The organism is Gordonia sp. CNJ-863, assembly GCF_001942325.1.
Lineage (GTDB): Bacteria > Actinomycetota > Actinomycetes > Mycobacteriales > Mycobacteriaceae > Gordonia > Gordonia alkanivorans.
The window spans coordinates 52,001-71,466 of sequence record NZ_MKKG01000007.1; the positions used below are offsets into that span (position 1 = coordinate 52,001).

Annotated in this window: 18 protein-coding genes and 1 pseudogene; 12 read left to right on the plus strand and 7 right to left on the minus strand. The window is 67.5% G+C overall.

The features are described 5' to 3' along the window. Window positions 1-226: 226 nt before the first annotated feature. The 8 genes from dnaK to BJF87_RS04020 all read left to right on the plus strand — a co-directional run bounded on the left by dnaK (window position 227) and on the right by BJF87_RS04020 (window position 7,736). Complete coding sequence (gene dnaK, locus BJF87_RS03985; RefSeq protein ID WP_035752900.1) at window positions 227-2,074, plus strand: molecular chaperone DnaK; 1,848 nt, start codon at window positions 227-229, stop codon at window positions 2,072-2,074. After that, complete coding sequence (grpE, locus tag BJF87_RS03990) at window positions 2,071-2,694, plus strand: nucleotide exchange factor GrpE (protein WP_035752899.1); 624 nt, start codon at window positions 2,071-2,073, stop codon at window positions 2,692-2,694. Before dnaK ends, grpE begins: the two co-directional genes overlap by 4 nt. Before the next feature lie 248 nt (window positions 2,695-2,942). After that, window positions 2,943-4,139: a molecular chaperone DnaJ gene (gene dnaJ / locus BJF87_RS03995; RefSeq protein ID WP_035752897.1), complete on the plus strand. Its 1,197-nt coding sequence runs from the start codon at window positions 2,943-2,945 to the stop codon at window positions 4,137-4,139. A 3-nt stretch (window positions 4,140-4,142) separates the two neighbouring features. Next, window positions 4,143-4,541, plus strand: a complete 399-nt coding sequence (locus BJF87_RS04000; protein ID WP_006359865.1) for a heat shock protein transcriptional repressor HspR — start codon at window positions 4,143-4,145, stop codon at window positions 4,539-4,541. A 54-nt stretch (window positions 4,542-4,595) separates the two neighbouring features. Continuing rightward, window positions 4,596-5,063, plus strand: coding sequence for an SRPBCC family protein (locus BJF87_RS04005; protein WP_006359864.1), 468 nt, complete (start codon window positions 4,596-4,598; stop codon window positions 5,061-5,063). A 75-nt stretch (window positions 5,064-5,138) separates the two neighbouring features. Continuing rightward, the gene (locus BJF87_RS04010) at window positions 5,139-5,441 is read left to right on the plus strand and encodes an antibiotic biosynthesis monooxygenase (RefSeq protein WP_006359863.1); all 303 of its coding nucleotides are present in this window, start codon (window positions 5,139-5,141) and stop codon (window positions 5,439-5,441) included. Between the two features lie 40 nt (window positions 5,442-5,481). Further along, window positions 5,482-6,576, plus strand: coding sequence for a hypothetical protein (locus tag BJF87_RS04015; protein ID WP_006359862.1), 1,095 nt, complete (start codon window positions 5,482-5,484; stop codon window positions 6,574-6,576). Between the two features lie 83 nt (window positions 6,577-6,659). After that, window positions 6,660-7,736: a hypothetical protein gene (locus tag BJF87_RS04020; RefSeq protein ID WP_006359861.1), complete on the plus strand. Its 1,077-nt coding sequence runs from the start codon at window positions 6,660-6,662 to the stop codon at window positions 7,734-7,736. A gap of 16 nt (window positions 7,737-7,752) precedes the next feature. Here the strand turns inward: BJF87_RS04020 and BJF87_RS04025 are convergent, their stop codons facing one another. Beyond that, window positions 7,753-8,904 (minus strand): FAD-binding oxidoreductase, encoded by a 1,152-nt coding sequence (locus BJF87_RS04025; RefSeq protein WP_006359860.1) that lies wholly within the window; start codon window positions 8,902-8,904, stop codon window positions 7,753-7,755. A 131-nt stretch (window positions 8,905-9,035) separates the two neighbouring features. On the opposite strand from BJF87_RS04025, the gene BJF87_RS04030 reads away from it, so the two are divergent. Beyond that, window positions 9,036-10,163 carry an amidohydrolase gene (locus tag BJF87_RS04030; RefSeq protein ID WP_040004269.1) on the plus strand — a complete coding sequence of 376 codons (1,128 nt, stop codon included), beginning with the start codon at window positions 9,036-9,038 and terminating at the stop codon, window positions 10,161-10,163. A gap of 15 nt (window positions 10,164-10,178) precedes the next feature. Here BJF87_RS04030 and BJF87_RS04035 read toward each other — a convergent pair whose 3' ends face one another. Both BJF87_RS04035 and BJF87_RS04040 read right to left on the minus strand, forming a co-directional pair. Continuing rightward, the gene (locus BJF87_RS04035; protein WP_006359858.1) at window positions 10,179-11,138 is read right to left on the minus strand and encodes a serine/threonine-protein kinase; all 960 of its coding nucleotides are present in this window, start codon (window positions 11,136-11,138) and stop codon (window positions 10,179-10,181) included. 87 nt (window positions 11,139-11,225) lie between these two features. Then, window positions 11,226-11,651 carry a nitroreductase/quinone reductase family protein gene (locus tag BJF87_RS04040; protein ID WP_006359857.1) on the minus strand — a complete coding sequence of 142 codons (426 nt, stop codon included), beginning with the start codon at window positions 11,649-11,651 and terminating at the stop codon, window positions 11,226-11,228. 87 nt (window positions 11,652-11,738) lie between these two features. Between BJF87_RS04040 and BJF87_RS04045 the strand changes: the two are divergent. After that, window positions 11,739-13,102, plus strand: a pseudogene (locus BJF87_RS04045) (FAD-binding oxidoreductase). Here the strand turns inward: BJF87_RS04045 and BJF87_RS04050 are convergent. Beyond that, window positions 13,080-14,288: a diguanylate cyclase gene (locus tag BJF87_RS04050; protein ID WP_006359855.1), complete on the minus strand. Its 1,209-nt coding sequence runs from the start codon at window positions 14,286-14,288 to the stop codon at window positions 13,080-13,082. The pseudogene BJF87_RS04045 and the gene BJF87_RS04050 overlap by 23 nt on opposite strands. A 293-nt stretch (window positions 14,289-14,581) precedes the next feature. On the opposite strand from BJF87_RS04050, the gene BJF87_RS04055 reads away from it, so the two are divergent. Beyond that, a complete protein-coding gene (locus BJF87_RS04055; protein WP_035752884.1) occupies window positions 14,582-15,493 on the plus strand; it encodes a LysR family transcriptional regulator in 912 nt (303 codons plus the stop codon). 19 nt (window positions 15,494-15,512) lie between these two features. Here the strand turns inward: BJF87_RS04055 and BJF87_RS04060 are convergent, their stop codons facing one another. The 3 genes from BJF87_RS04060 to BJF87_RS04070 all read right to left on the minus strand — a co-directional run bounded on the left by BJF87_RS04060 (window position 15,513) and on the right by BJF87_RS04070 (window position 18,747). Beyond that, window positions 15,513-17,195, minus strand: coding sequence for an acyl-CoA dehydrogenase family protein (locus BJF87_RS04060; protein ID WP_035752882.1), 1,683 nt, complete (start codon window positions 17,193-17,195; stop codon window positions 15,513-15,515). Beyond that, window positions 17,195-17,836, minus strand: coding sequence for a TetR/AcrR family transcriptional regulator C-terminal domain-containing protein (locus BJF87_RS04065; RefSeq protein WP_006359852.1), 642 nt, complete (start codon window positions 17,834-17,836; stop codon window positions 17,195-17,197). Before BJF87_RS04065 ends, BJF87_RS04060 begins: the two co-directional genes overlap by 1 nt. A gap of 77 nt (window positions 17,837-17,913) precedes the next feature. Next, window positions 17,914-18,747 (minus strand): alpha/beta fold hydrolase, encoded by an 834-nt coding sequence (locus BJF87_RS04070; RefSeq protein ID WP_035752879.1) that lies wholly within the window; start codon window positions 18,745-18,747, stop codon window positions 17,914-17,916. A gap of 76 nt (window positions 18,748-18,823) precedes the next feature. On the opposite strand from BJF87_RS04070, the gene BJF87_RS04075 reads away from it, so the two are divergent. Then, window positions 18,824-19,279, plus strand: coding sequence for a MarR family winged helix-turn-helix transcriptional regulator (locus BJF87_RS04075; protein WP_081474357.1), 456 nt, complete (start codon window positions 18,824-18,826; stop codon window positions 19,277-19,279). Window positions 19,280-19,466 lie beyond the last annotated feature (187 nt).

Below are 19,466 nucleotides of genomic sequence, written 5' to 3' on the forward strand. Positions count from 1 at the left end.
TTTCCCGCGATCCGGGAACAAAGGCCACCGGGGCCCCGTTACACACTTCGAGAAACCTGAGCGATCCAGACTCAAGTAGGTTTGACTCATCGCCCTGAATTCAGTAGGACATGAGTCGGACGCACTGAAGTTCGGTCCCGCTGGGTTTCGGACATCATCCCCGCGTCATCGAACCGCGGGGCCAAAGGACTTGGGTGCACACCCACAAACTAGGAGGAAGCCAAACATGTCTCGTGCTGTTGGAATCGACCTCGGCACCACCAACTCCGTGGTTTCGGTGCTCGAGGGTGGCGAAGCATCGGTCATCGCCAATGCCGAAGGGTCGCGGACCACGCCGTCCGTCGTCGCCTTCGCGCGTAACGGAGAGGTGCTCGTCGGTCAGCCGGCCAAGAACCAGGCGGTCACCAACGTCGACCGCACCATCCGCTCGGTCAAGCGCCACATGGGTGAAGGCAACTGGACGATCGAGATCGACGACAAGAAGTACACCCCGCAGGAGATCAGCGCGCGCACGCTCATGAAGCTCAAGCGCGACGCCGAGGCCTACCTCGGTGAAGACGTCACCGACGCCGTGATCACCGTCCCCGCGTACTTCAACGACGCCCAGCGTCAGGCCACCAAGGAAGCCGGCCAGATCGCCGGCCTCAACGTTCTGCGCATCGTCAACGAGCCCACCGCGGCCGCCCTGGCCTACGGACTCGACAAGGGCGAGAAGGAACAGACCATCCTGGTCTTCGACCTCGGTGGCGGCACCTTCGACGTCTCGCTGCTCGAGATCGGCGACGGTGTGGTCGAGGTCCGCGCGACCTCTGGTGACAACCACCTCGGTGGTGACGACTGGGATCAGCGCGTCGTCGACTGGCTCGTCGAGAAGTTCAAGAGCCAGCATGGCGTCGATCTGACCAAGGACAAGATGGCCCTGCAGCGTCTGCGTGAGGCTGCCGAGAAGGCCAAGATCGAGCTGTCCAGCTCGCAGAGCACCTCGATCAACCTGCCCTACATCACCGTCGACGCCGACAAGAACCCGCTGTTCCTCGACGAGCAGCTGTCGCGCAGCGAGTTCCAGAAGATCACCTCTGATCTGCTCGAGCGCACCCGCGCGCCGTTCCAGGCCGTCATCAAGGATGCGGGCATCTCCGTCGGCGACATCGACCACGTCGTGCTCGTCGGTGGTTCGACCCGTATGCCAGCCGTCACCGACCTGGTGAAGGAACTAACCGGTGGCCGCGAGCCCAACAAGGGCGTCAACCCGGACGAGGTCGTCGCCGTCGGCGCCGCCCTGCAGGCCGGCGTTCTCCGCGGCGAGGTCAAGGACGTGCTGCTGCTCGACGTCACCCCGCTGTCCCTCGGTATCGAGACCAAGGGCGGCGTGATGCACAAGCTGATCGAGCGCAACACCACCATCCCGACCAAGCGCTCGGAGACCTACACCACGGCCGAGGACAACCAGCCGTCGGTGCAGATCCAGGTGTACCAGGGTGAGCGTGAGATCGCCTCGCACAACAAGTTGCTCGGCAGCTTCGAGCTGGGCGGCATCGCGCCTGCGCCGCAGGGTGTCCCGCAGATCGAGGTGACCTTCGACATCGACGCCAACGGCATCGTGCACGTCACCGCGAAGGACAAGGGCACCGGCAAGGAGAACTCGATCCGCATCCAGGACGGTTCCGGCCTGAGCAAGGACGAGATCGACCGCATGATCAAGGACGCCGAGGCGCACGCCGACGAGGACCGCAAGCGTCGCGAGGAGGCCGAGACCCGCAACCAGGCGGAGTCGCTGGTCCACCAGACCGAGAAGTTCCTCAAGGACAACGAGGACAAGGTCCCGGCCGATGTGAAGGACAAGGTCGAGGCCGCGGTCAACGACGCGAAGGAAGCGCTGAAGGGCACCGACTCGGCCGCGATCAAGACCGCGATCGAGAAGCTGTCGGAGGAGTCGCAGGCTCTCGGCCAGGCGATCTACGCCAGCGCCGCTGCGGAGTCCGCCGACGGTGAGGCCGGTGCTGCCGCCGACAACGATTCCGATGTCGTCGACGCCGAGGTCGTGGACGACGCCGACACCAAGGAGAACAAGTGACCGCAGGATCCCATTCGTCGAATGGGTCCGGCGAGGAGCCGGTGACGGTGACCGACCGTCGTCGCATCGACCCGGAAACGGGTGAGGTGCGCGACGAGCCGGCCGCCGGCCCCGGCCCGGCCGACGCCGAACCCGTCGTGGACGAGTCCGACACCGAGCAGCCTGCCGACGGGGCGTCCCCGGACGCCCGGCTCGTCGAGCTGACGGCCGACCTGCAGCGGGAACGCGCCCAGTTCGCCAACTTCCGGCGACGAGCTGCCGAGGAGAAGCAGGGATCGGTTGCCTACGGCAAGCAGATCCTGATCGACAAGCTCCTCCCGGTTCTCGACGACCTCGACCGTGCCCGCGAGCACGGCGATCTCGAGACCGGCCCGCTTCGGGCCGTCGCCGACAAGCTGGCCGCAGTGCTGAACGCCGAAGGTCTCAAGTCCTTCGGTGCCGCGGGTGACGAGTTCAACCCCGAACTCCACGAAGCGGTCCAGCACGACGGCACCGGTGACCACCCGGTCATCGGCGCGGTGTACCGCTGCGGTTACCGCCTGGGCGAGAAGGTGATCCGCACCGCCATGGTGACGGTCACCGATCCCGAACCCGCCGGCGACCAGACCGGTGCACAATAAGGCAACAGTCGCCCGTGCATGAGGGGCGATCCGACCACCGATCCCTGAGGTGCGAGGAGCGCAAGCGACGAGCCACGAAGGGCGACGAACCCTTCGTGGCTCGCTCCGCTCGCACCTCAGGGAGCGGGTGGGCTCGCTCCGCTCGCACCTCAGGGAGCGGGTGGGCTCGCTCCGCTCGCACCTCAGGGAGCGGGGAACAACTGAAACACCAATCCAGACAACAGAAGACCTGAAGGAGGTGACGTCTGGTGGCTCCACAACGTGAGTGGTTGGAACATGACTTCTACAAGGACCTGGGCGTTGCTTCTGACGCTTCGGCTGAAGAGATTCAGAAGGCCTATCGCAAGCTCGCCGCTGAGCTCCACCCCGACCGCAATCCGGGTGACGCGGAAGCCGAAGAACGATTCAAGCGAGTGTCCGAAGCAAAAAGCGTGCTGACGGACCCGCAGAAGCGCAAAGAGTACGACGAAACCCGTGCCATGTTCGCCGGCGGACGATTCCGCGGCGGCGGCAACGGCTTCCCGGGTGGATTCCCGGGCGGCGGCACGACGTACACGACCGGCGGCAACGACTTCGACCTCGGCGACCTGTTCGGCGGCGGTCAGGCCGGCGGCGGTGGCGGATTCGGCGACATCTTCGACGGACTCTTCAACCGTGGCGGCGGATCCCAGCGCACGTCGACGGCCAGCCGTCCCCGTCGCGGCAAGGACCTCGAGACCGAGACGACGCTGTCCTTCAAGGACGCAGCGCTCGGCACGACGGTCCCGCTGCGGGTGACCAGCCCGTCCCCGTGCACCACCTGTCACGGCTCGGGTGCCAAGCCGGGCACCAGCCCGCGAGTGTGCCCCAACTGCAACGGCTCCGGTTTCGTCAGCCGCAACCAGGGCGCCTTCGGGTTCAGCGAACCCTGCCAGGACTGCCAGGGCACCGGCTCGCGGATCGACGACCCGTGCACCGACTGCTCCGGCAGCGGCGTGAAGAACCGGACGCGCACCATCAACGTGCGCATCCCCGCCGGAGTCGAAGACGGACAACGGATCAGGCTCGCCGGACAGGGCGAGGCCGGACGCCGCGGAGCGCCGTCGGGCGACCTCTACGTCGTCGTCCACGTCACCCCGCACAAGCAGTTCACGCGCAGTGGCAACGACCTTCGGGTGCAGCTCCCGGTGCGGATCTCCGAACTCGTTCTCGGCGCGACGGTCTCGGTACCGACGCTCGAGGGCTCGGTCGGTGTCAAGATCCCGCCGAACACCACCGACGGCCGGACGCTTCGCGTGCGCGGCCGCGGCGTCCCCAAGCGATCGGGTGGCGCAGGCGACCTGCTCGTGACGGTCAAGGTCGCGGTGCCGGACAAGCTCGACGACGCCGCGATCGAGGCGATGCGCGCCTACGATCAGGCCGAGCGGGCAAGCGGGTTCGATCCACGGGCGAACTGGGGGAGATGAGTCATGGCCGGCCAGAAGAACTTCGACGCCGACGGCGCGACCTTCATGATCTCGGTGGCCGCCGAGCTCGCCGGCATGCACGCCCAGACCCTGCGGACCTATGACCGCCTCGGTCTGGTCACCCCGCAGCGGACGAGTGGCGGCGGTCGTCGCTACTCGTCACGCGACGTCGACCTCCTGCGTGAGATCCAGCGTCTCTCGCAGGAGGAGGGTGTGAACCTCGCCGGGATCAAACGGATCATCGATCTGAGTAATCAGGTCGAGGCGCTGCAACAGCGGGTCCGTGAGCTCACCGACGAGGTCGCCGCGTCGCGGAACCGCCGCGGAGGCGAGCTCGTCCCGGTGCCCCGGACCAATGCCCTCGTCGTGTGGCAGCCGCGGCGCAGACGATCCGGCGACTGAACGGTCTGACTCGTTCCACGAGGGTGATCGGCAGGGCCCGCGTACGTTGGATGTATGGCTTCCGACACCGTCATCACCGTTGACACGGGCCCGCACCGCGTTTCACGGCGCATCGTCGTTGACGCGCCGGCCGCCGAGGTCTTCGCCCTCATCGCCAACCCGCATCGGCATCCCGAACTCGACGGTTCGGGGACGGTGCGCGACACACCCGTCAAGGGCCCGGAAAGACTCACCCCCGGTGCGCGATTCAGCGTCGGGATGAAGCAGTTCGGCGTCCCGTACACGATCACCTCCACCGCGACCGACGTCGACCCCGACCGGGTCGTCGAGTGGAAGCACCCCATGGGTCATCGCTGGCGCTGGGACCTCGTCGCCACGTCGCCGACGACCACGCAGGTCACCGAGACCTTCGACTACTCCACGCTCAAGGTCCCGAAGATCATGGAACTGATCGGCTACGACAGGAAGAACGGTCAGGGCATCGAGGGCACACTCCGGGCTCTCGCGAACCGCTTCGGCTGATACCACCGCCATCTTGCCGACATCGTGTCGGTAAGATGGCGGAGACCTATCGGACCCGAACCAGGAGTCGACGAGATGTTCGTGATCACCAACCGCATCGATGTCACCGAGAACGCCGAGGCCTTCGAGAAGGCATTCTCGGACTCGATGCGCACCACGCTGAAGGGTGTCCCCGGCCTGCACCGCGCGACCCTGATGCGTCCGGAGGCCGAGGGCCTGCCCTACGTCTCCACCATGGAGTTCGACGCCAAGGACGACTTCCTGGCGTGGCTGAAGTCGGATTCGTTCCGCGCCTCGCACTCCGATGACCAGGCCCCGGGCATGCAGGCTCCGTCGGCCGTCGAGCAGCACACCCTGATCGAGACCTTCACCGCCTGACCAGGCCGTCCCAGGGCGGCCGCGAAAGGAAGCCCTCTCCATGGAGTTCGAGGACGATACGCCGACATCAGACGACGAAGCGGTGGTCGTCCTCGGAGTCGTGGCCGCCCCCGGGCAACCGATCGGGTTGGCGCGTAAGCTCGTCGACGCGAACCTGATCGAGCACGTCCAGACCAGCTTCCCCGGAGCCCGATGGCAGATCGAGATCGTCGAGGCATCCGTGGTGCAGCCGCCCGCGACCGATGCCCAGATCGTCGACGCCGCGAGAGACGTTCTCCTCGAACGTGAATGGGACCTGGTGGTCTGTCTGACGGATCTGCCCCTGCACGTGGGCCGGCGCCCTGTCGTCGCGCATGCGAACGCGGTGCACGGCGTCGCGGTCCTGTCGGTCCCCGCCCTCGGCCCGACCGGCCTACGTCAGCGGGCGCGGACCACGGTCACCGGTCTCGTCGGACAACTCCTCGGTGCCGACGCCGACGACCTCCGCGACCACGAGAAGTCCCCGTCGAAGTCGCCGCTGCGGCATCGTGTCCGCCAGCTCGGCACCGACACCGACGAGGCGGGCACCGCCTTCACCGCCCGGGTGCTGACCGGCAATCTCCGGCTCCTTTCGGGGATGGTGCGCGCCAACCGACCGTGGCGCCTCGCGCTCGGACTGACCCGGGCACTGACCGGCGCCATCGCCGCCGGTGTCTTCGCACTGGTCACCGCCGACATCTGGCTACTGGCCGACACCTTCGGCTGGGTCCGCCTCACCGGCGTCGCCGTCGGTTCGATCGTCGCCATCACCGCCACCCTGATCGTCGGCGCCAACCTGTGGGAACGGGGGTCGTCGCGGCAGTCGCGCGAACAGATCGTCCTGTTCAACACCGTCACCGTCATCACCGTCGTGCTGGGAGTCGCGGCGTTCTATGCCGCTCTCTTCGTCCTCGCGACCCTCGGGGCCCTGTGCCTCGTGGTCCCACAGGTCTTCGGCGACGCCCTCGGTCACGACCCCGGGATCACCGACTACTTGGAGGTCGCGTGGCTGACGTGTTCGCTCGCCACCGTCGGCGGTGCGCTCGGTGCCGGGCTCGAGACCGACGAGGCGGTGCGCGACGCCGCGTACACCCAACATCCCGCCGAGTCGGTTTGACGGGGTACCACCGACGGTCCGGCTGCCACGAATTCGGTCCAAGCCGTTAGGCTGCATGGGCAAACGTCGATGTGGAGGTGACGATGACCCAAGATCCGGCGAGTGGGGGACTGCCCGGATCCGTGGTTCTCGGGATATCCGTCGTGGACGATCAGATCGCGTCCGTGGTGCGCGACGCCGATGGCCACATCCTGGCCAGCAACCTCGTCGACCTGCCTGATCCGTCGGCACCCGCGGTCGAGGCCGCGATCATCGAGCTGGTCGATTCGGTGCCGGTCGTCGTCGATCAGATCGGCGTCTCGGTGTCACGCGAGGACGTCCGCAAGCACCTGGCGCAGGCCTTCGGGTCGAGCGGCGCCGGGGAGTCCTGGCACGACCGCGTCGTCGTCACCGGTTACGCCTCGGCACTCGCCGAGATCGCGTGCACCCATGCCACCCGGGGCGGCGTCGTCGCCGTCGTGGACCTCGACCGGGATGCCGCTCCGGCATCCGGTACGTCGGTGGCCACCGTCGACACGACCTCGGGTGCGGTCCTCGGGACCGCCGACTTCACCACCAACCGGCTCGCCCCCGTCACCGATCCGGACGGGGCGTCCGAGCTGGCGACGGCGGTGTCCAAGCTGCCGCGCGGCCGCGACATCACCTCGATCATCGTGGTGGGACCCGGCGCGGAGATGCCCGGTATCGCGCCCGCGTTCGAATACGCCGCACAGCGGCCCGTCACGGTCGCTGGCAACCCGCCACTGGCCTCGGCCATCGGCGCGGCCGACGCCGCCCTGGTGGCGTTGTCGACGCCGGCGGCGGCCCCGCGGGTGTCGACCGGGCGACGCTGGTGGTTCGTCGGCGCCGCGATCGGTGCGGCGATGTTCCTGGGCGCGGTCGGTCTGACCCTGCTGCTGTCCGCGGAGCGCAACACCACCGAACCCGCCCCCGTGACGGTCACCGAGACGCCCGCTGCCGTGACCGTCAGCGCGGACGCGAAGACGGTCACCGAGACCGAAACCCAGACGCAGCAGGCGCGCACGACGACGATCACCAGCACCCCGCGTCCGGTCACGAGGACGACCACGGTGACCGAGGAGATTCCGGGACCGTTCACGATCACCGAGACCGAGACGACCACGGTCGAGGTGCCGGCTCCGGGAGAGCCGGCTCCCTGACGCGGTGACCCGCGGGTCAGTACACCGGGTCGTGCTGGATACGGCTGGCGCGGACCCCGGCGATGATCAGTTTGCGTCGGGTCGCCTCGATCATCTGCGCCGACCCGGCGATGAGCACCTGGTGGTCCTCCCAGTTCCCGGCGCCGACGACCACGTCGGCGAGGGTGCCGATCTCGTGGTCGATCCCGAGTTCGGCCGGCGTCGCCACGGCGGTGATCCACCACGGGTCGCGCTCCTCCTCCGACACCGCGGTGACCTGCAACCACGGGTTGGTGGCGGCGATCCGCCGAAGGACACTCAGGTCGTAGAGCTCGCCGGGGTAGCGCATCCCGTAGAAGATGTGGGTCGGGGGCGAGTCCGCGCGTTTGGACATCTCGATGAGCAGGGCACGCAGTGGGGCGAGCCCGGTGCCGCCGGCGACCATCAGGACGGGCCGGTCCCGGTCGACGTGCAGGGTCCCGTGACTCTGCGACAGGGTCCAGACGTCTCCGACGCTGGTCTCGCTGACGATGGCCGAGCTGACCGTCCCACCCTGGATCGCCCGGACATGGAACTCCAGCTCACCGGCCGGGTTCGGCGGGATCGACGGCGAGAAATTGCGCCACTGCTTGGGCCACTGCGGGATGTGGACCTCGAGGTACTGGCCGACGTTGAACGTCAGCGGCGCATGTGCGATGAGTCGTACCACGGCGAGGTCGCGGCTGATTCGGTACTTCTCCACGACCTCTGCCGTCCACCGGGCCGGGTGGGTGGCGGTCTCGGCAGCCCCGCGCATCACACCGGTGACGAGCATCATCGCCTGCGAGACGGTCTGCTGCGCCTCTTCGTCCCAGTACCCCTCCATCAGACTGGCGAACTCGCCCATGAGCGCGGTGTACATCACGTGGTAGTGCTCGGGTTCGACCCCGAACTTGCGATGGTCGCGGCCGAGCTGGGCGAGGAACTCGACGAGGTCGGCGTGGCCGGACTCCGCAGGGATGGCTTCGAGGACGTGGTCGATCACGCGATGGAAGGCGATCTGCTGTGCGGCCATCGAGACGCCGAACAGATCCCGGAGGTCGGGATCGATCGCGAACATCCGGGTGTAGACGTTGGTCACGAACCGGTCGGGCTGCCGGTTCACCGCTGTTCGCAGGTGATGCAACGTGTGGCGTGAGTGGCTCGCCATTCTCTTAGGACAACCTCCGTCGGCGTTCGTCCCCCGCCTGTTCCGAGAGCTCAACACTAGCGGTCGACGGTACAGAATTCAGGATCCGTCATCGTATGTCGGACTGTGATCCGGTGTGGCAAGGTACCAACATGACGTCCCTCGACGGTGTCCTCCCGGCCATCGTCGACGCGCATGTGCAGCACTGGAATCCGCGGCGCACCCCATGGGCGGCAACCCGCTCGTCGCGGCTGTACGGGTTCGTCCCCCGATTGGGGGACCGAGCCTTCCCGCTCATCGCCTCGCGCGCCGACCGGGAGTTCGTGCTGACACCGCGAACCGTCGCGCGCCCGTACGAGCCGCGGCAGTACGCCACCGATGCCGCTCTCGTCTCGACGGTCGTCGGGGTGCCCATCGACACCGTGGTGCACGTCGAGTCGCATTGGCGCAAGGCACTACCCGCGGGAGAGCAGGCGGCGGCACACAGCACCGCCGTGGAGGAGACGCGCTATCTGGAGCACCTGCCGTTTGGCCACTCCGGCGCTCCGCGTCTGGGGGCGATCGTCGCCCACGGCGACCCGCGCGACCATGACTTCGCCGAGACGCTCGATCAGCAGTTCACGGTCTCGTCCCGTGTCCGGGGCATCCGGCTGGTGGCGACGCGCCATCCCGACCCGCGTGTCCGCGACGGCGGCGACTCCGACAACATCCTGGCGTCGGCCTCCTTTCTCGACGGTTTCGCCGAACTTGCCGCGCGCAAACTCGTGTTCGAGGCGGCGGTCTACTCCCACCAGCTCTACGACGTCATCGTGCTGGCGCGCGAGTATCCCGACACGGCGATCGTCCTCGACCACTTCGGGATACCCGCCGGGGTGTTCGGGCCGATCGGGACACGTACCGGCGCGACGGCCGCGGCGCGCGCCGACATCTGGCGGCTGTGGCGGGAACGGATGACCACCCTGGCGTCGTATCGCAATGTGGTGGTGAAGCTTTCCGGGCTGGCCATGCCGGTTCTCGGTTACGGCCACGAACGGTGGGGCAACATCGGGGGACAGGCGACGCTGGGCGAGATGATCGGTCCGTTCGTCGAACACGTCGTCACCCACTTCGGTTCGGACCGCATCATGTTCGGCTCCAACTATCCGATCGACCGCCCCAATGCGGCGATCGACGTCCTCGTCGGCGCGCTGGTCGACTGTGCGTCCCAGTGGGGAGACGAGGCGTTGCGACGCATCTTCCGCGACACCGCGGTCCGCGTGTACGGACTCGACGAGGGCTGATCCGCGACCGGTCGGTCACGGATGACGCGGACGTCCCCACCATCGTGAGCGGGTCGGCTCGGGGACGGGCACGTCACGCATGAGACGGACCAGGATGTCGACGAGAGCCGTACACGTCGGATAGCGGTTCTGCGGTGACTTGGCGAGCGCCTTGGCGAAGATCGAATCCATCGCCGACGGGAGCCACGGACGGCGCCGGGTGAGGCGCGGCGGTTCGTCGTTGATGTGTGCGTAGGTGATCGCGAAGGACGTGCGCCGCGGATACGGCGGTGTGCCGGTGAACAACTCGACGAGACTGCACGCGAAGGAGTAGTTGTCGCTGGCCGGCGAAAGGTGATGTGCCTGAAGCAGTTCGGGCGAGGCATACCCGATGGAGCCCTGGACCCGGCCGTTGCGTGCGAGTGGTCTTGTGTCATCGAGGAATTGGGCGATCCCGAAGTCGGAGAGGTAGGCGTCGACCGGTGCGGAGGAGCTGGGCGTGGGCCCCTCCGGGTCAGAGTCGAGAGGTCGGGAGAGCAGGATGTTGGCGGGCTTGACGTCGCGGTGGAGGATCTCCTGGCCGTGTGCGTGGTCGAGGGCACCGGCGATCTGCGCGGCGACCCGCAGGATCGCGTCCACGTCGGGTTCGGTGTCGTCGCCGGGAATGAGTGCGGTGGCCGCCGGGCCCGCGACGTACTGCATCGCCAGCCACATCGACGGCTGGTGGCGAGGGCCGAGAGAGCCGGGCGGCGCGGCGATCTCACCGTGGGCGCGCATCCGGACGATGTGCGGGTGGTGGAGAAGCGACGCAATCCCGAACTCGCGCTCGAACCGTTCACGGACCCGGGCGTGATCGGCGGCGTCAGGGTGCAGCACCTTGAGCGCGACCGGCCCGTTCCCGTCGTCGCGATGAGCCCGGAAGACGTCCGCGCTCGCACCACCGCCGACGAACTCGTCGATGGTGAAGCCGTCCACGCGGTCGCCAACCTCGAACACCCTGCCCAGAGTAGAGCGGCGTCGATCTGCGGGTGCGGTGCCGGACAAGGGTGTCGAGACCAGGGTGCCCGTATCAGGCTCGAGAGGTCAGGATCTCGGGGTCAGACGGAAGATCGGGAACTTCCGGCCCTGAGCGGTCTCGGTGTACTTGACGAACTGGTCGGTGAACGCCGTGAACTTCGCCCAGGCGGCGTCCCAGTCGTCATCGGTGATCTCGGCGACCTGCGTCTCGTGGTGTTCGATGCCCTCGGCTGCGGGGGCCTCGACGGCAACCGAGTTGGGGTGCGCGCGAAGGTTGTGGACCCAGGCCGGCGTCGTCGGCGAACCCGCGAAAGATCCGATGACAAGCCAGGAGCCGTCGTCGGCGAGACCGAACAACGGGCTGATTCGCGGCTCCCCGGATTTCGCGCCGACGGTGTGCAGCAGGACGAGGTTCTTCCCGAACCCCGCGGTCTCGACATGTCCGTTGTTGGTGCGGAACTCGTTGATGATGGTCGAATTGAAGTCAGTCACGATCTCCTTGATACGCCTGCGGAGCCCTGACCGGCAGGTGTGCCGAAGTGAAACCGCGGTGCGGGCCTCGAAGAATACGCTGAACGCATGAGTGCCGAAACGAGTTCGTTGGCCGCCGCCCTTCCCGACGGAATGGTGATCACCGACCCCGACATACTCGCCGGGTATCGCCAGGACCGCGCTTTCGACCCGGCCGCCGGTACCCCACTCGCACTGATCCGCCCGACTTCGACCGATCAGGTCCAGACGACGGTTCGGTGGTGTGCCGAGAACCGGATTCCGATCATCACCGCGGTGCCGGCACCAGCCTGTCCGGCGGCTCGACCGCGGTGGACGGCGCCGTCATGATCTCCACCGAGAAGATGCGCGAGATCGCCGTTGACCCCGCGACGCGCTCCGCCGTCGTCCAGCCCGGGCTGTTCAACTCCGAGGTCAAGGCCGCGGCGGCGGCGGAGGGTCTCTGGTACCCGCCGGACCCGTCGTCGTTCGAGATCTGTTCGATCGGCGGCAACGTCGCCACCAATGCGGGTGGGCTGTGCTGCGTGAAGTACGGGGTCACCACCGATTACGTGCTCGGGCTGCAGGTGGTGCTCGCCGACGGTCGAGCGGTTCGGGTGGGCGGCAAGCAGCTGAAGGACTCCGCCGGGCTGCCGTTGACCAAGCTGTTCGTCGGCAGTGAGGGACTCCTCGGCATCATCACCGAGGTGACCTTGCGGCTGCTGCCGCCGCAGGGGCCGGCGAGCACGGTCGTCGGGGTCTTCGACTCGGTACACGACGCCAGCCGTGCCGTCCTCGCCGTCACCGGCGAGATCCGCCCGGCGATGCTGGAATTCATGGATTCGGTGGCGATCAACGCGGTCGAGGACATGCTGCGCATGGGACTCGACCGCGACGCGGGCGCACTGCTCGTCGCCCAGTCCGACGCACCCGGGGCCGCCGGTGCCCAGGAGGTCGAACTCATCCGGAACGCCTTCGAGTCGAACGGTGCCGGCGAGGTCTTCACCACCGACGACCCCGCCGAGGGCGAGGCGTTCACCGCTGCCCGGCGAGCAGCGATCCCGGCGGTGGAGAAGCTGGGTTCGCTGCTGCTGGAGGACGTCGGGGTCCCGTTGCCCTCGCTGCCCGACCTCATCGACGGCGTCGCCAAGATCGCCGCGGACAACCAGGTGATGATCTCGGTGATCGCACATGCCGGCGACGGCAACACGCACCCGCTGATCGTCTTCGATCCGGCCGACACGGCCGAGGCCGACCGTGCGCAGACGGCATTCGGCCAGATCATGGACCTCGCCATCGAACTCGGCGGCACCATCACCGGCGAGCACGGCGTGGGCCGGCTCAAGAAGGGCTGGCTGCCTGACCAGGTGGGTCCGGACGTGATGGAGCTGACCGCGCTCATCAAGAACGCTCTCGACCCGGACGGGCTCCTCAACCCGGGCGTGATCCTGTAGGCGTGGTCGGCACCACGGCATAGGTGCCGCGCCTCTTCGCCTTCGCCTCGAACAGGGCGTCGTCGGCGAGGGCGAAGTCGCGTCGAATGCGCTCGGTCGCATCCTCGTCGGTCATGTGCTCGCTGTGCAGGGGACCCACCGCGATGCCGAGACTGACGGTCGCCCACTCGCCGTCGCCGGCGTCGACCGGTTGGCCGCGGATGTCTTCGGCGACGGCACGCACCGCCTGTTCGTCGAGCCGCGCCGCGATCGCGAACTCATCGCCGCCGAGCCGGGCGACGACCGCAGGCTCGGGCACGGCGCCCTGGAGGATGTCGGCGACCTGCTGCAGGACGGCATCGCCCACGGCGTGCCCGTGGTCGTCGTTGATCCGTTTGAAGCGGTCGACGTCGGCGATGACCAGTGCGAACCGGTCACCGGGACCCCGACGCAACAGTGTGGTCGTGGCGAGGATGAATCCGCGGCGGTTCAGCAGTCCGGTGAGTGGATCGGTATTGGCCATCCGCAGTTGGTGTTTCAGGGATCGCTGGAGGTCGGAGGTGTAGCCCTGGTGCAGGGTGACCGTCCCGCTCACGGCGACGAGCAGAGCAAGGGTGGCGGCGAACGCGGGCACGGGCGGAGCGCCGTCCAGCCAGGCGAGAACTCCGAGTGTGCAGGTCACTGCGCTCGACAGGGCCAGGTGCAGGTACACGACGCGGGCACGTACGAAATGTGCGCTGTAGGAGCCGATCACGGCGAACAGTGCCGAGAAGTACAGCGCCAGGCGTGGATCGGCGACGGCGAACAGGCACACCGCCACACCGATGTCGGCGTAGGCGACGAAAGCGTCGTTGAACCCTCGGACGTGTGACTTCTTGGTCCACCACATCACGCCCAGATGGACCCGGCTCACCGCGATCGCGGTGGGGATGGTGGTGGCGGCAGCGGTACCGAGGATCAGCGACCGCCACAGCGAACCCTGCGCGCCGCTCGGCGTGAACAATCCGAGCGCGCCCACGACGCCGAAGATCAGCACCAGCCCGGCGATGGTGTACCGGATATGGCGTTCGCGCAGACGCAGCTGCCGGAGAACGTCGAGTGTTTCGTCGTAGAGCCCGCTGCGCCGTGCGATCTCCGCGGTGATCGAGTCGCGACCGAGCCCGCCGAACGGAGTAGATCTCGGCGAACGGCCGACCGTTTCTTCCACCTGATCGAGCTCCGGAAATGGGGGTTGGGGCGAACAATGCGAAGTCCAGATGAGCATTAGCGATGCTTCATCAGAGCAATTGATAGCCGCCGACGCCCGGTTGCGGCAGCGAAAACACCGAAATGTGAGAAAGAAGCACCTGCCGAGGTCCTCCCGTCCCCTCCGCGGGGGACCTCAGCAGGTAGCCCAAAACGCGAATGACATCTGAACACGATGCCATGCAGAAATGAGCATATTGGGTTGAAGGTCAACCTACAATCACATCAATCCGGATAACTGACAGGAGATGGTTGATGAATGGTTCTGGGGACGCCGGACTCCGCGATATAGACCTGCGCCGACTCCGAATGTTCGTCGTCGTCATGGAGGCTCCGAGCCTCCGCGTCGCCGCCGACAACCTGTTCATCAGCCAGCAGGCGTTGTCCTCGGCGATCCGTGAACTCGAGCGACAGCTGGGAGTCGAGCTCTTCTCCCGTTCGCGGCGCAGCCTGACGCCGACGCCGGCCGGGGAGGCGCTCTACCGCGGCGCGGTGCCGCTGCTGGCCGGCGGGGAACAGCTCGCCACGCAGGTCAGACGGGTCAACGCAGGGGCACCCGCACCGTTCGTCATCGGCCATGCACCCGACCTCGCGTCGTCGGAGGTCTTCCGGATCATCGAACCCGTGGTCCTCGCCGACCCGTCGGTGCCGATCACGGTGCGCCCGGTGTTCGCCGACTTCATGCGTGAGGAATTGCTGTCGGGCTCGATCGACCTGGCGCTGGGCCGTGGTGTGTCGGCGCCACCGGACATGGCGACCACGATCGCGACCGAACACGAGCTACGCCTCGCGGTGCGCAGCGATCACCCGCTCGCCGCGCATGCCCGTGTCGACATGGCCGCCCTCGCCGGTTACGAGATCGTCGTGTGGGGGCCCGAGCACGAATACGAGTACACCGACATCCTCGTCGGGCTGTGCCGGCGTGCGGGATTCGAACCGCGCATCATCCTGTCGACGCTCCTCGGTACACCGCCGCACACGGCGGTCATCGCCCACCCCAAAGCCTGTGCGTTCGTCACCAACGAGCCCGGCTGGATCTACGCGAACTCCATCCGCATCGTCGAGTTCACCGATCCGCCGTTCGCCCCCGTCCGGGCGATGTGGCTGCCCAACACCGCCTCGACGCTGCGCCGGCAGATCCTGGCGGCGGCGGAAGGGGTGGTGTGAGGACGGAAGGCGGGGTGTCTCAGTGACGTTCGAGGATGGCGGCGAGATCGGCGCCGTCGGGGAGCGCGCCGTACTCGAAGCTGCGGTCGGGTCCGAGGCGGCTGGCGATGAACGCGTCGGCGACCGCCGACGGGCTGTGCCTCACCAGCAGTGACGCCTCGAGCGCCAGGGCCATCGACTCGACGGTGGATCGGGCTCGGCGCTGGGCGTCGGCCGGGGCGAGTCGCGACAGCTCGCCGAGTTGCTCCCGGAGTCGGTCCAGGTGCGTGTCGAGAGTCCGGTCGGCGCCGCGGGCGAGGCTGACCTCGGCGTCGAAGGCCGCGACCGATTCGGGTTCCCGGGTCATCGCGCGCAGGACGTCGAGGGCGATGACGTTGCCCGAGCCCTCCCATACGGCCATCACCGGCTGCTCGCGGTAGCGCATGGCGAGCGGGAAGTCCTCGGTGTATCCGTTGCCGCCGAGGCATTCCAGCGCCTCGTAGGCATGGTGGGGGCCGCGCTTGCAGATCCAGTACTTGGCGACCGCGGTGGCGACCCGGCGGAAGGCGCGCTCCTGCGGATCGGCATCCTCGTCGTGGGCGCGGGCGAGGCGGATCGCGGTGGTGGTCGCGGCCTCGGATTCCAGTGCGAGATCGGCCAATACGGCGGTCATCGCGGGTTGGTCGGCCAGCGTCGCGCCGAAGGCGGCACGATGCCGGGCGTGCCACACGGCCTCGGCAACGGCCTGGCGCATGCCCGCCGCGGAACCGAGAACGCAGTCGAGGCGGGTCTGCGCGACCATCTCTATGATCGTGCGCACGCCGCGTCCCGGCTCGCCGACCATGACGGCGACGGTGCCGTCGAGTTCGATCTCGCTGGAGGCGTTGGACTTGTTGCCGAGCTTGTCCTTGAGACGCTGGATGCGGAAGACGTTACGGGTGCCGTCGGGCAGGATGCGGGGGAGCAGGAAGCACGAAAGTCCTTCGCCGCCGGCGCCGTGCGCCTGCGCGAGAACGAGGAAGGCGTCCGACATGGGCGCCGAGCAGAACCACTTGTGTCCGGTGAGGAGGTACTCGGCACCCGGTCCGCCGGTTCCGGCGGGGACTGCGACGGTGGTGTTGGCGCGGACGTCGGAGCCGCCTTGCTTCTCGGTCATCGACATCCCGAAGATCGCCGACTCCTTGGTGGCGTTCAACTCGGGGGAGTAGCTGCGGGACAACGCCTTCGGCACCCAGTTCGCGGCGACGTCGGGCTGGAGTTCGAGTGAGGGGATGACCGCGTGGGTCATCGACACCGGGCAGGCGTGGCCCGGTTCGATCTGGCCGAACAGCATGAACGCGGCCGCACGCACGACGTGCGACCCGGGTTGAGGATCGGACCAGCAGCGCGTGTGGGCGCCGTGGGCGATGGATTCGGAGATGATCCGGTGGTATGCCGGGTGGTATTCGACCTCGTCGATGCGGTGACCCCAGCGGTCGAACGTCCGCAACACCGGCGTGATGGTGTTCGCGAGATGGGCGTCGTGCTTGAAGGATTCGCTGCCGACGAGCGCCCCGATCTCGCGAAGCTCGGCGTCGCCCCAGGCGGCGTCGTGTCGCGCGACCGCCTCGGTGAGGACGACGTCGAGCTCGTACTCGTTGACGTCCAGTCGCGGAGCGGACTGGTTGAACACCTCGTGGGTGAGGTGCGGCTGCGGATGGATGTGCGTCGCGGACTGGGTCATCATGCCTCCTGGGGCGTGGGTACGAGTGGCCGGTCCAGAACCCGGTCCGGGATCTGCAGATTCGTGAAGATCACCGCGACCGCGTCCTCGAGTCGATAGCCGAAGTCGGCCCCGGTGGCGGCCTTCTGAACCGCGAGACCGAAGATCGCCGACCAGAACGCCTTCGCCTCGACATCGATCCCGGCACGCAGTTGCCAGCCGGTGCGCACCAGCGTCGACATCAGCGCCTGCTCGCCGCGTTCGTGAAGTGTGCGCAGGGTGTCGGTGATGTGCTCCCGCAGGTCGGTGCGGCGCGACGTCAGCAGCATGGCGGTGGTGAACAGTTCGACGTCCCGCGCGCAGGGGCCGAGGAGGGTTCCGACGAGCGTGTTCGTGTAGTCACGGACGGTCGTGGTCTCGGCGGCGGCCTCTTCGGCTCGACGTCCGGCCCGCAGTACACCGGCGCACGCGACCTCGACGAAGAGTTGTTCCTTGGAGCCGAAGTAGTAGGTGACCTGGTTGGGGTAGGCGTCGGCGCGCTGGCAGATCTGAGCGACCGACGCCGCGTCACCGTGCTCGGCGAACACCTCGCCGGCGGCACGCAGCAGCGCCTGGCGGGTTGCCCTGCCGGCTTCCCGGCTCGCGCGTCCGGTGGTTGCCACAGTGGGTTCCGATCGTCGACGCCAGTGTTTGTATGGCAAACAATAAACGCCGGGTGGCGCGCGGGCAAGGGTTGATTTCAGGAACGTGAGTCGGCGTAGTTGCCGGACCAGTGCCCGACGAGCTGCCGGTAGATGTTGTCCTGGTCGACGATGAGGGGCGTCAGGTGTCCATCGCCGACGAGGCCGCCGACGTGCACATGGGACATCGCGGAGGTGGCCGAGTGGATGTCGTCGGGTCCGGCTCCCATGGAGTCGGCATCGGCCACCATCATCAGGGTCGGCACGGCGATCGATGCGAGATCGGCCGTCACATCGGGGCGATGCAACATCATCGATCGCATGGCGTGGAACATCGGTCGGCGATCTGCGTCGACGAATGCCCGCATGATCTCGCACGCCCGATCAGGATGTGCACCAGCTGTTCTCGGTCCGATCAAGGCGTTCTGGAGCTGTGTACGCAACCATCGGTTGGGTCCGGTCACGCGATAGATCTGCACCAGTGGCCAGCACATCGTCCAACGCTCCCGCGGGTTGATGGGCCGGAGGGGCGTCCCGATCGTGGTCAGTGTGCGGAGTCGGCGAGGGTGTCGCGCCGCCACCTTGATGCCGATGTGGCCTCCCCAGGCGTTGCCCACCCAGTCCACGGGACCGTGGAGGGCCAGGGCGTCCATCACCGCGACCGCGCAGTCGGCGACCTCGTCGAAGGTGAAGTCGTGCGTCAGGCCCTCGCTCCGGCCGTGGCACGGGCCGTCGATGGCGATCGCCCGGTGGTCCTCGCTGACCCGGTCGAACAATGGCCCCCACGACGCCGAGTCGACGAAGAGGCTGTGCCACAGGACGACTGGTGGACCGGAGCCTTCGTGTCGGACGTGGATTCGGCCGAGCTGAGTGGGAATCGAATCGGTGCTCATGATCAGGCGCCTGCCTTTCGGCGAGGGAAATGCTTCGGAAACCGAAACTTCGGTATCCGTAGTATCCTCCGTTCCCATGGGCGGGTCAAGAGTGTCCGACGTGGAACGGCAAGCCATCGGTCAGCTGTTGGTGCGGCTCCTCGCGGAGTTCCGTTCCGACCTCGCCGGACCCCGCGCGGAGGCGGGGTTCGGTGACGTTCGCGATGCGCATCTGCAGATCTTCGGGAACATCCGGATGGGCGGAGTGCGGCTCACCGAGCTTGCGTCACGCGCGCAGTTGAGCCTGTCGGCCACGTCGGAACTGGTGAACGACCTCGAGAACCTCGGCTATTTGGCGCGTGAACCGGATCCGTCCGATCGTCGCGCCAAGTTGATCGTCCTGAGCAAGCGCGGACAGTCGCTGATGGCTGCGGCCGGGGTTCGGGTCGCCGACATCGAGCGGAGATGGGCGGCGGTGGTCGGCGACGACGACTTCGCCCACATGTGCGCGACGATGCAGCTGCTCCTGGATCGCCTGAACGCGGCCGACTGAAGGCCCGGGTTGTCAGACCTCGCGGACAGCCCGACGGAGATGAGGTTGGCGCCAGAACAGGACCATGAGCGCGACCAGCGCGGTCACCCATACGTTGACCGACGGCCCACCAGTAGTTGGAGGGTAGACCCGCGAAACAAAGCGAATTCACCAGCCTGAATTGGCTGATCTGTGCAGGTCAGTCGGC

Coding starts and splice junctions, on each gene's coding strand:
- dnaK (WP_035752900.1), top strand. CDS start 227: ATGTCTCGTGCTGTTGGAATCGACCTCGGCACCACCAACTCCGTGGTT.
- BJF87_RS04000 (WP_006359865.1), top strand. CDS start 4,143: ATGGCCGGCCAGAAGAACTTCGACGCCGACGGCGCGACCTTCATGATC.
- BJF87_RS04005 (WP_006359864.1), top strand. CDS start 4,596: ATGGCTTCCGACACCGTCATCACCGTTGACACGGGCCCGCACCGCGTT.
- BJF87_RS04010 (WP_006359863.1), top strand. CDS start 5,139: ATGTTCGTGATCACCAACCGCATCGATGTCACCGAGAACGCCGAGGCC.
- BJF87_RS04015 (WP_006359862.1), top strand. CDS start 5,482: ATGGAGTTCGAGGACGATACGCCGACATCAGACGACGAAGCGGTGGTC.
- BJF87_RS04020 (WP_006359861.1), top strand. CDS start 6,660: ATGACCCAAGATCCGGCGAGTGGGGGACTGCCCGGATCCGTGGTTCTC.
- BJF87_RS04025 (WP_006359860.1), bottom strand. CDS start 8,904: ATGGCGAGCCACTCACGCCACACGTTGCATCACCTGCGAACAGCGGTG.
- BJF87_RS04030 (WP_040004269.1), top strand. CDS start 9,036: ATGACGTCCCTCGACGGTGTCCTCCCGGCCATCGTCGACGCGCATGTG.
- BJF87_RS04055 (WP_035752884.1), top strand. CDS start 14,582: ATGAATGGTTCTGGGGACGCCGGACTCCGCGATATAGACCTGCGCCGA.
- BJF87_RS04060 (WP_035752882.1), bottom strand. CDS start 17,195: ATGACCCAGTCCGCGACGCACATCCATCCGCAGCCGCACCTCACCCAC.
- BJF87_RS04070 (WP_035752879.1), bottom strand. CDS start 18,747: ATGAGCACCGATTCGATTCCCACTCAGCTCGGCCGAATCCACGTCCGA.
- BJF87_RS04075 (WP_081474357.1), top strand. CDS start 18,824: ATGGGCGGGTCAAGAGTGTCCGACGTGGAACGGCAAGCCATCGGTCAG.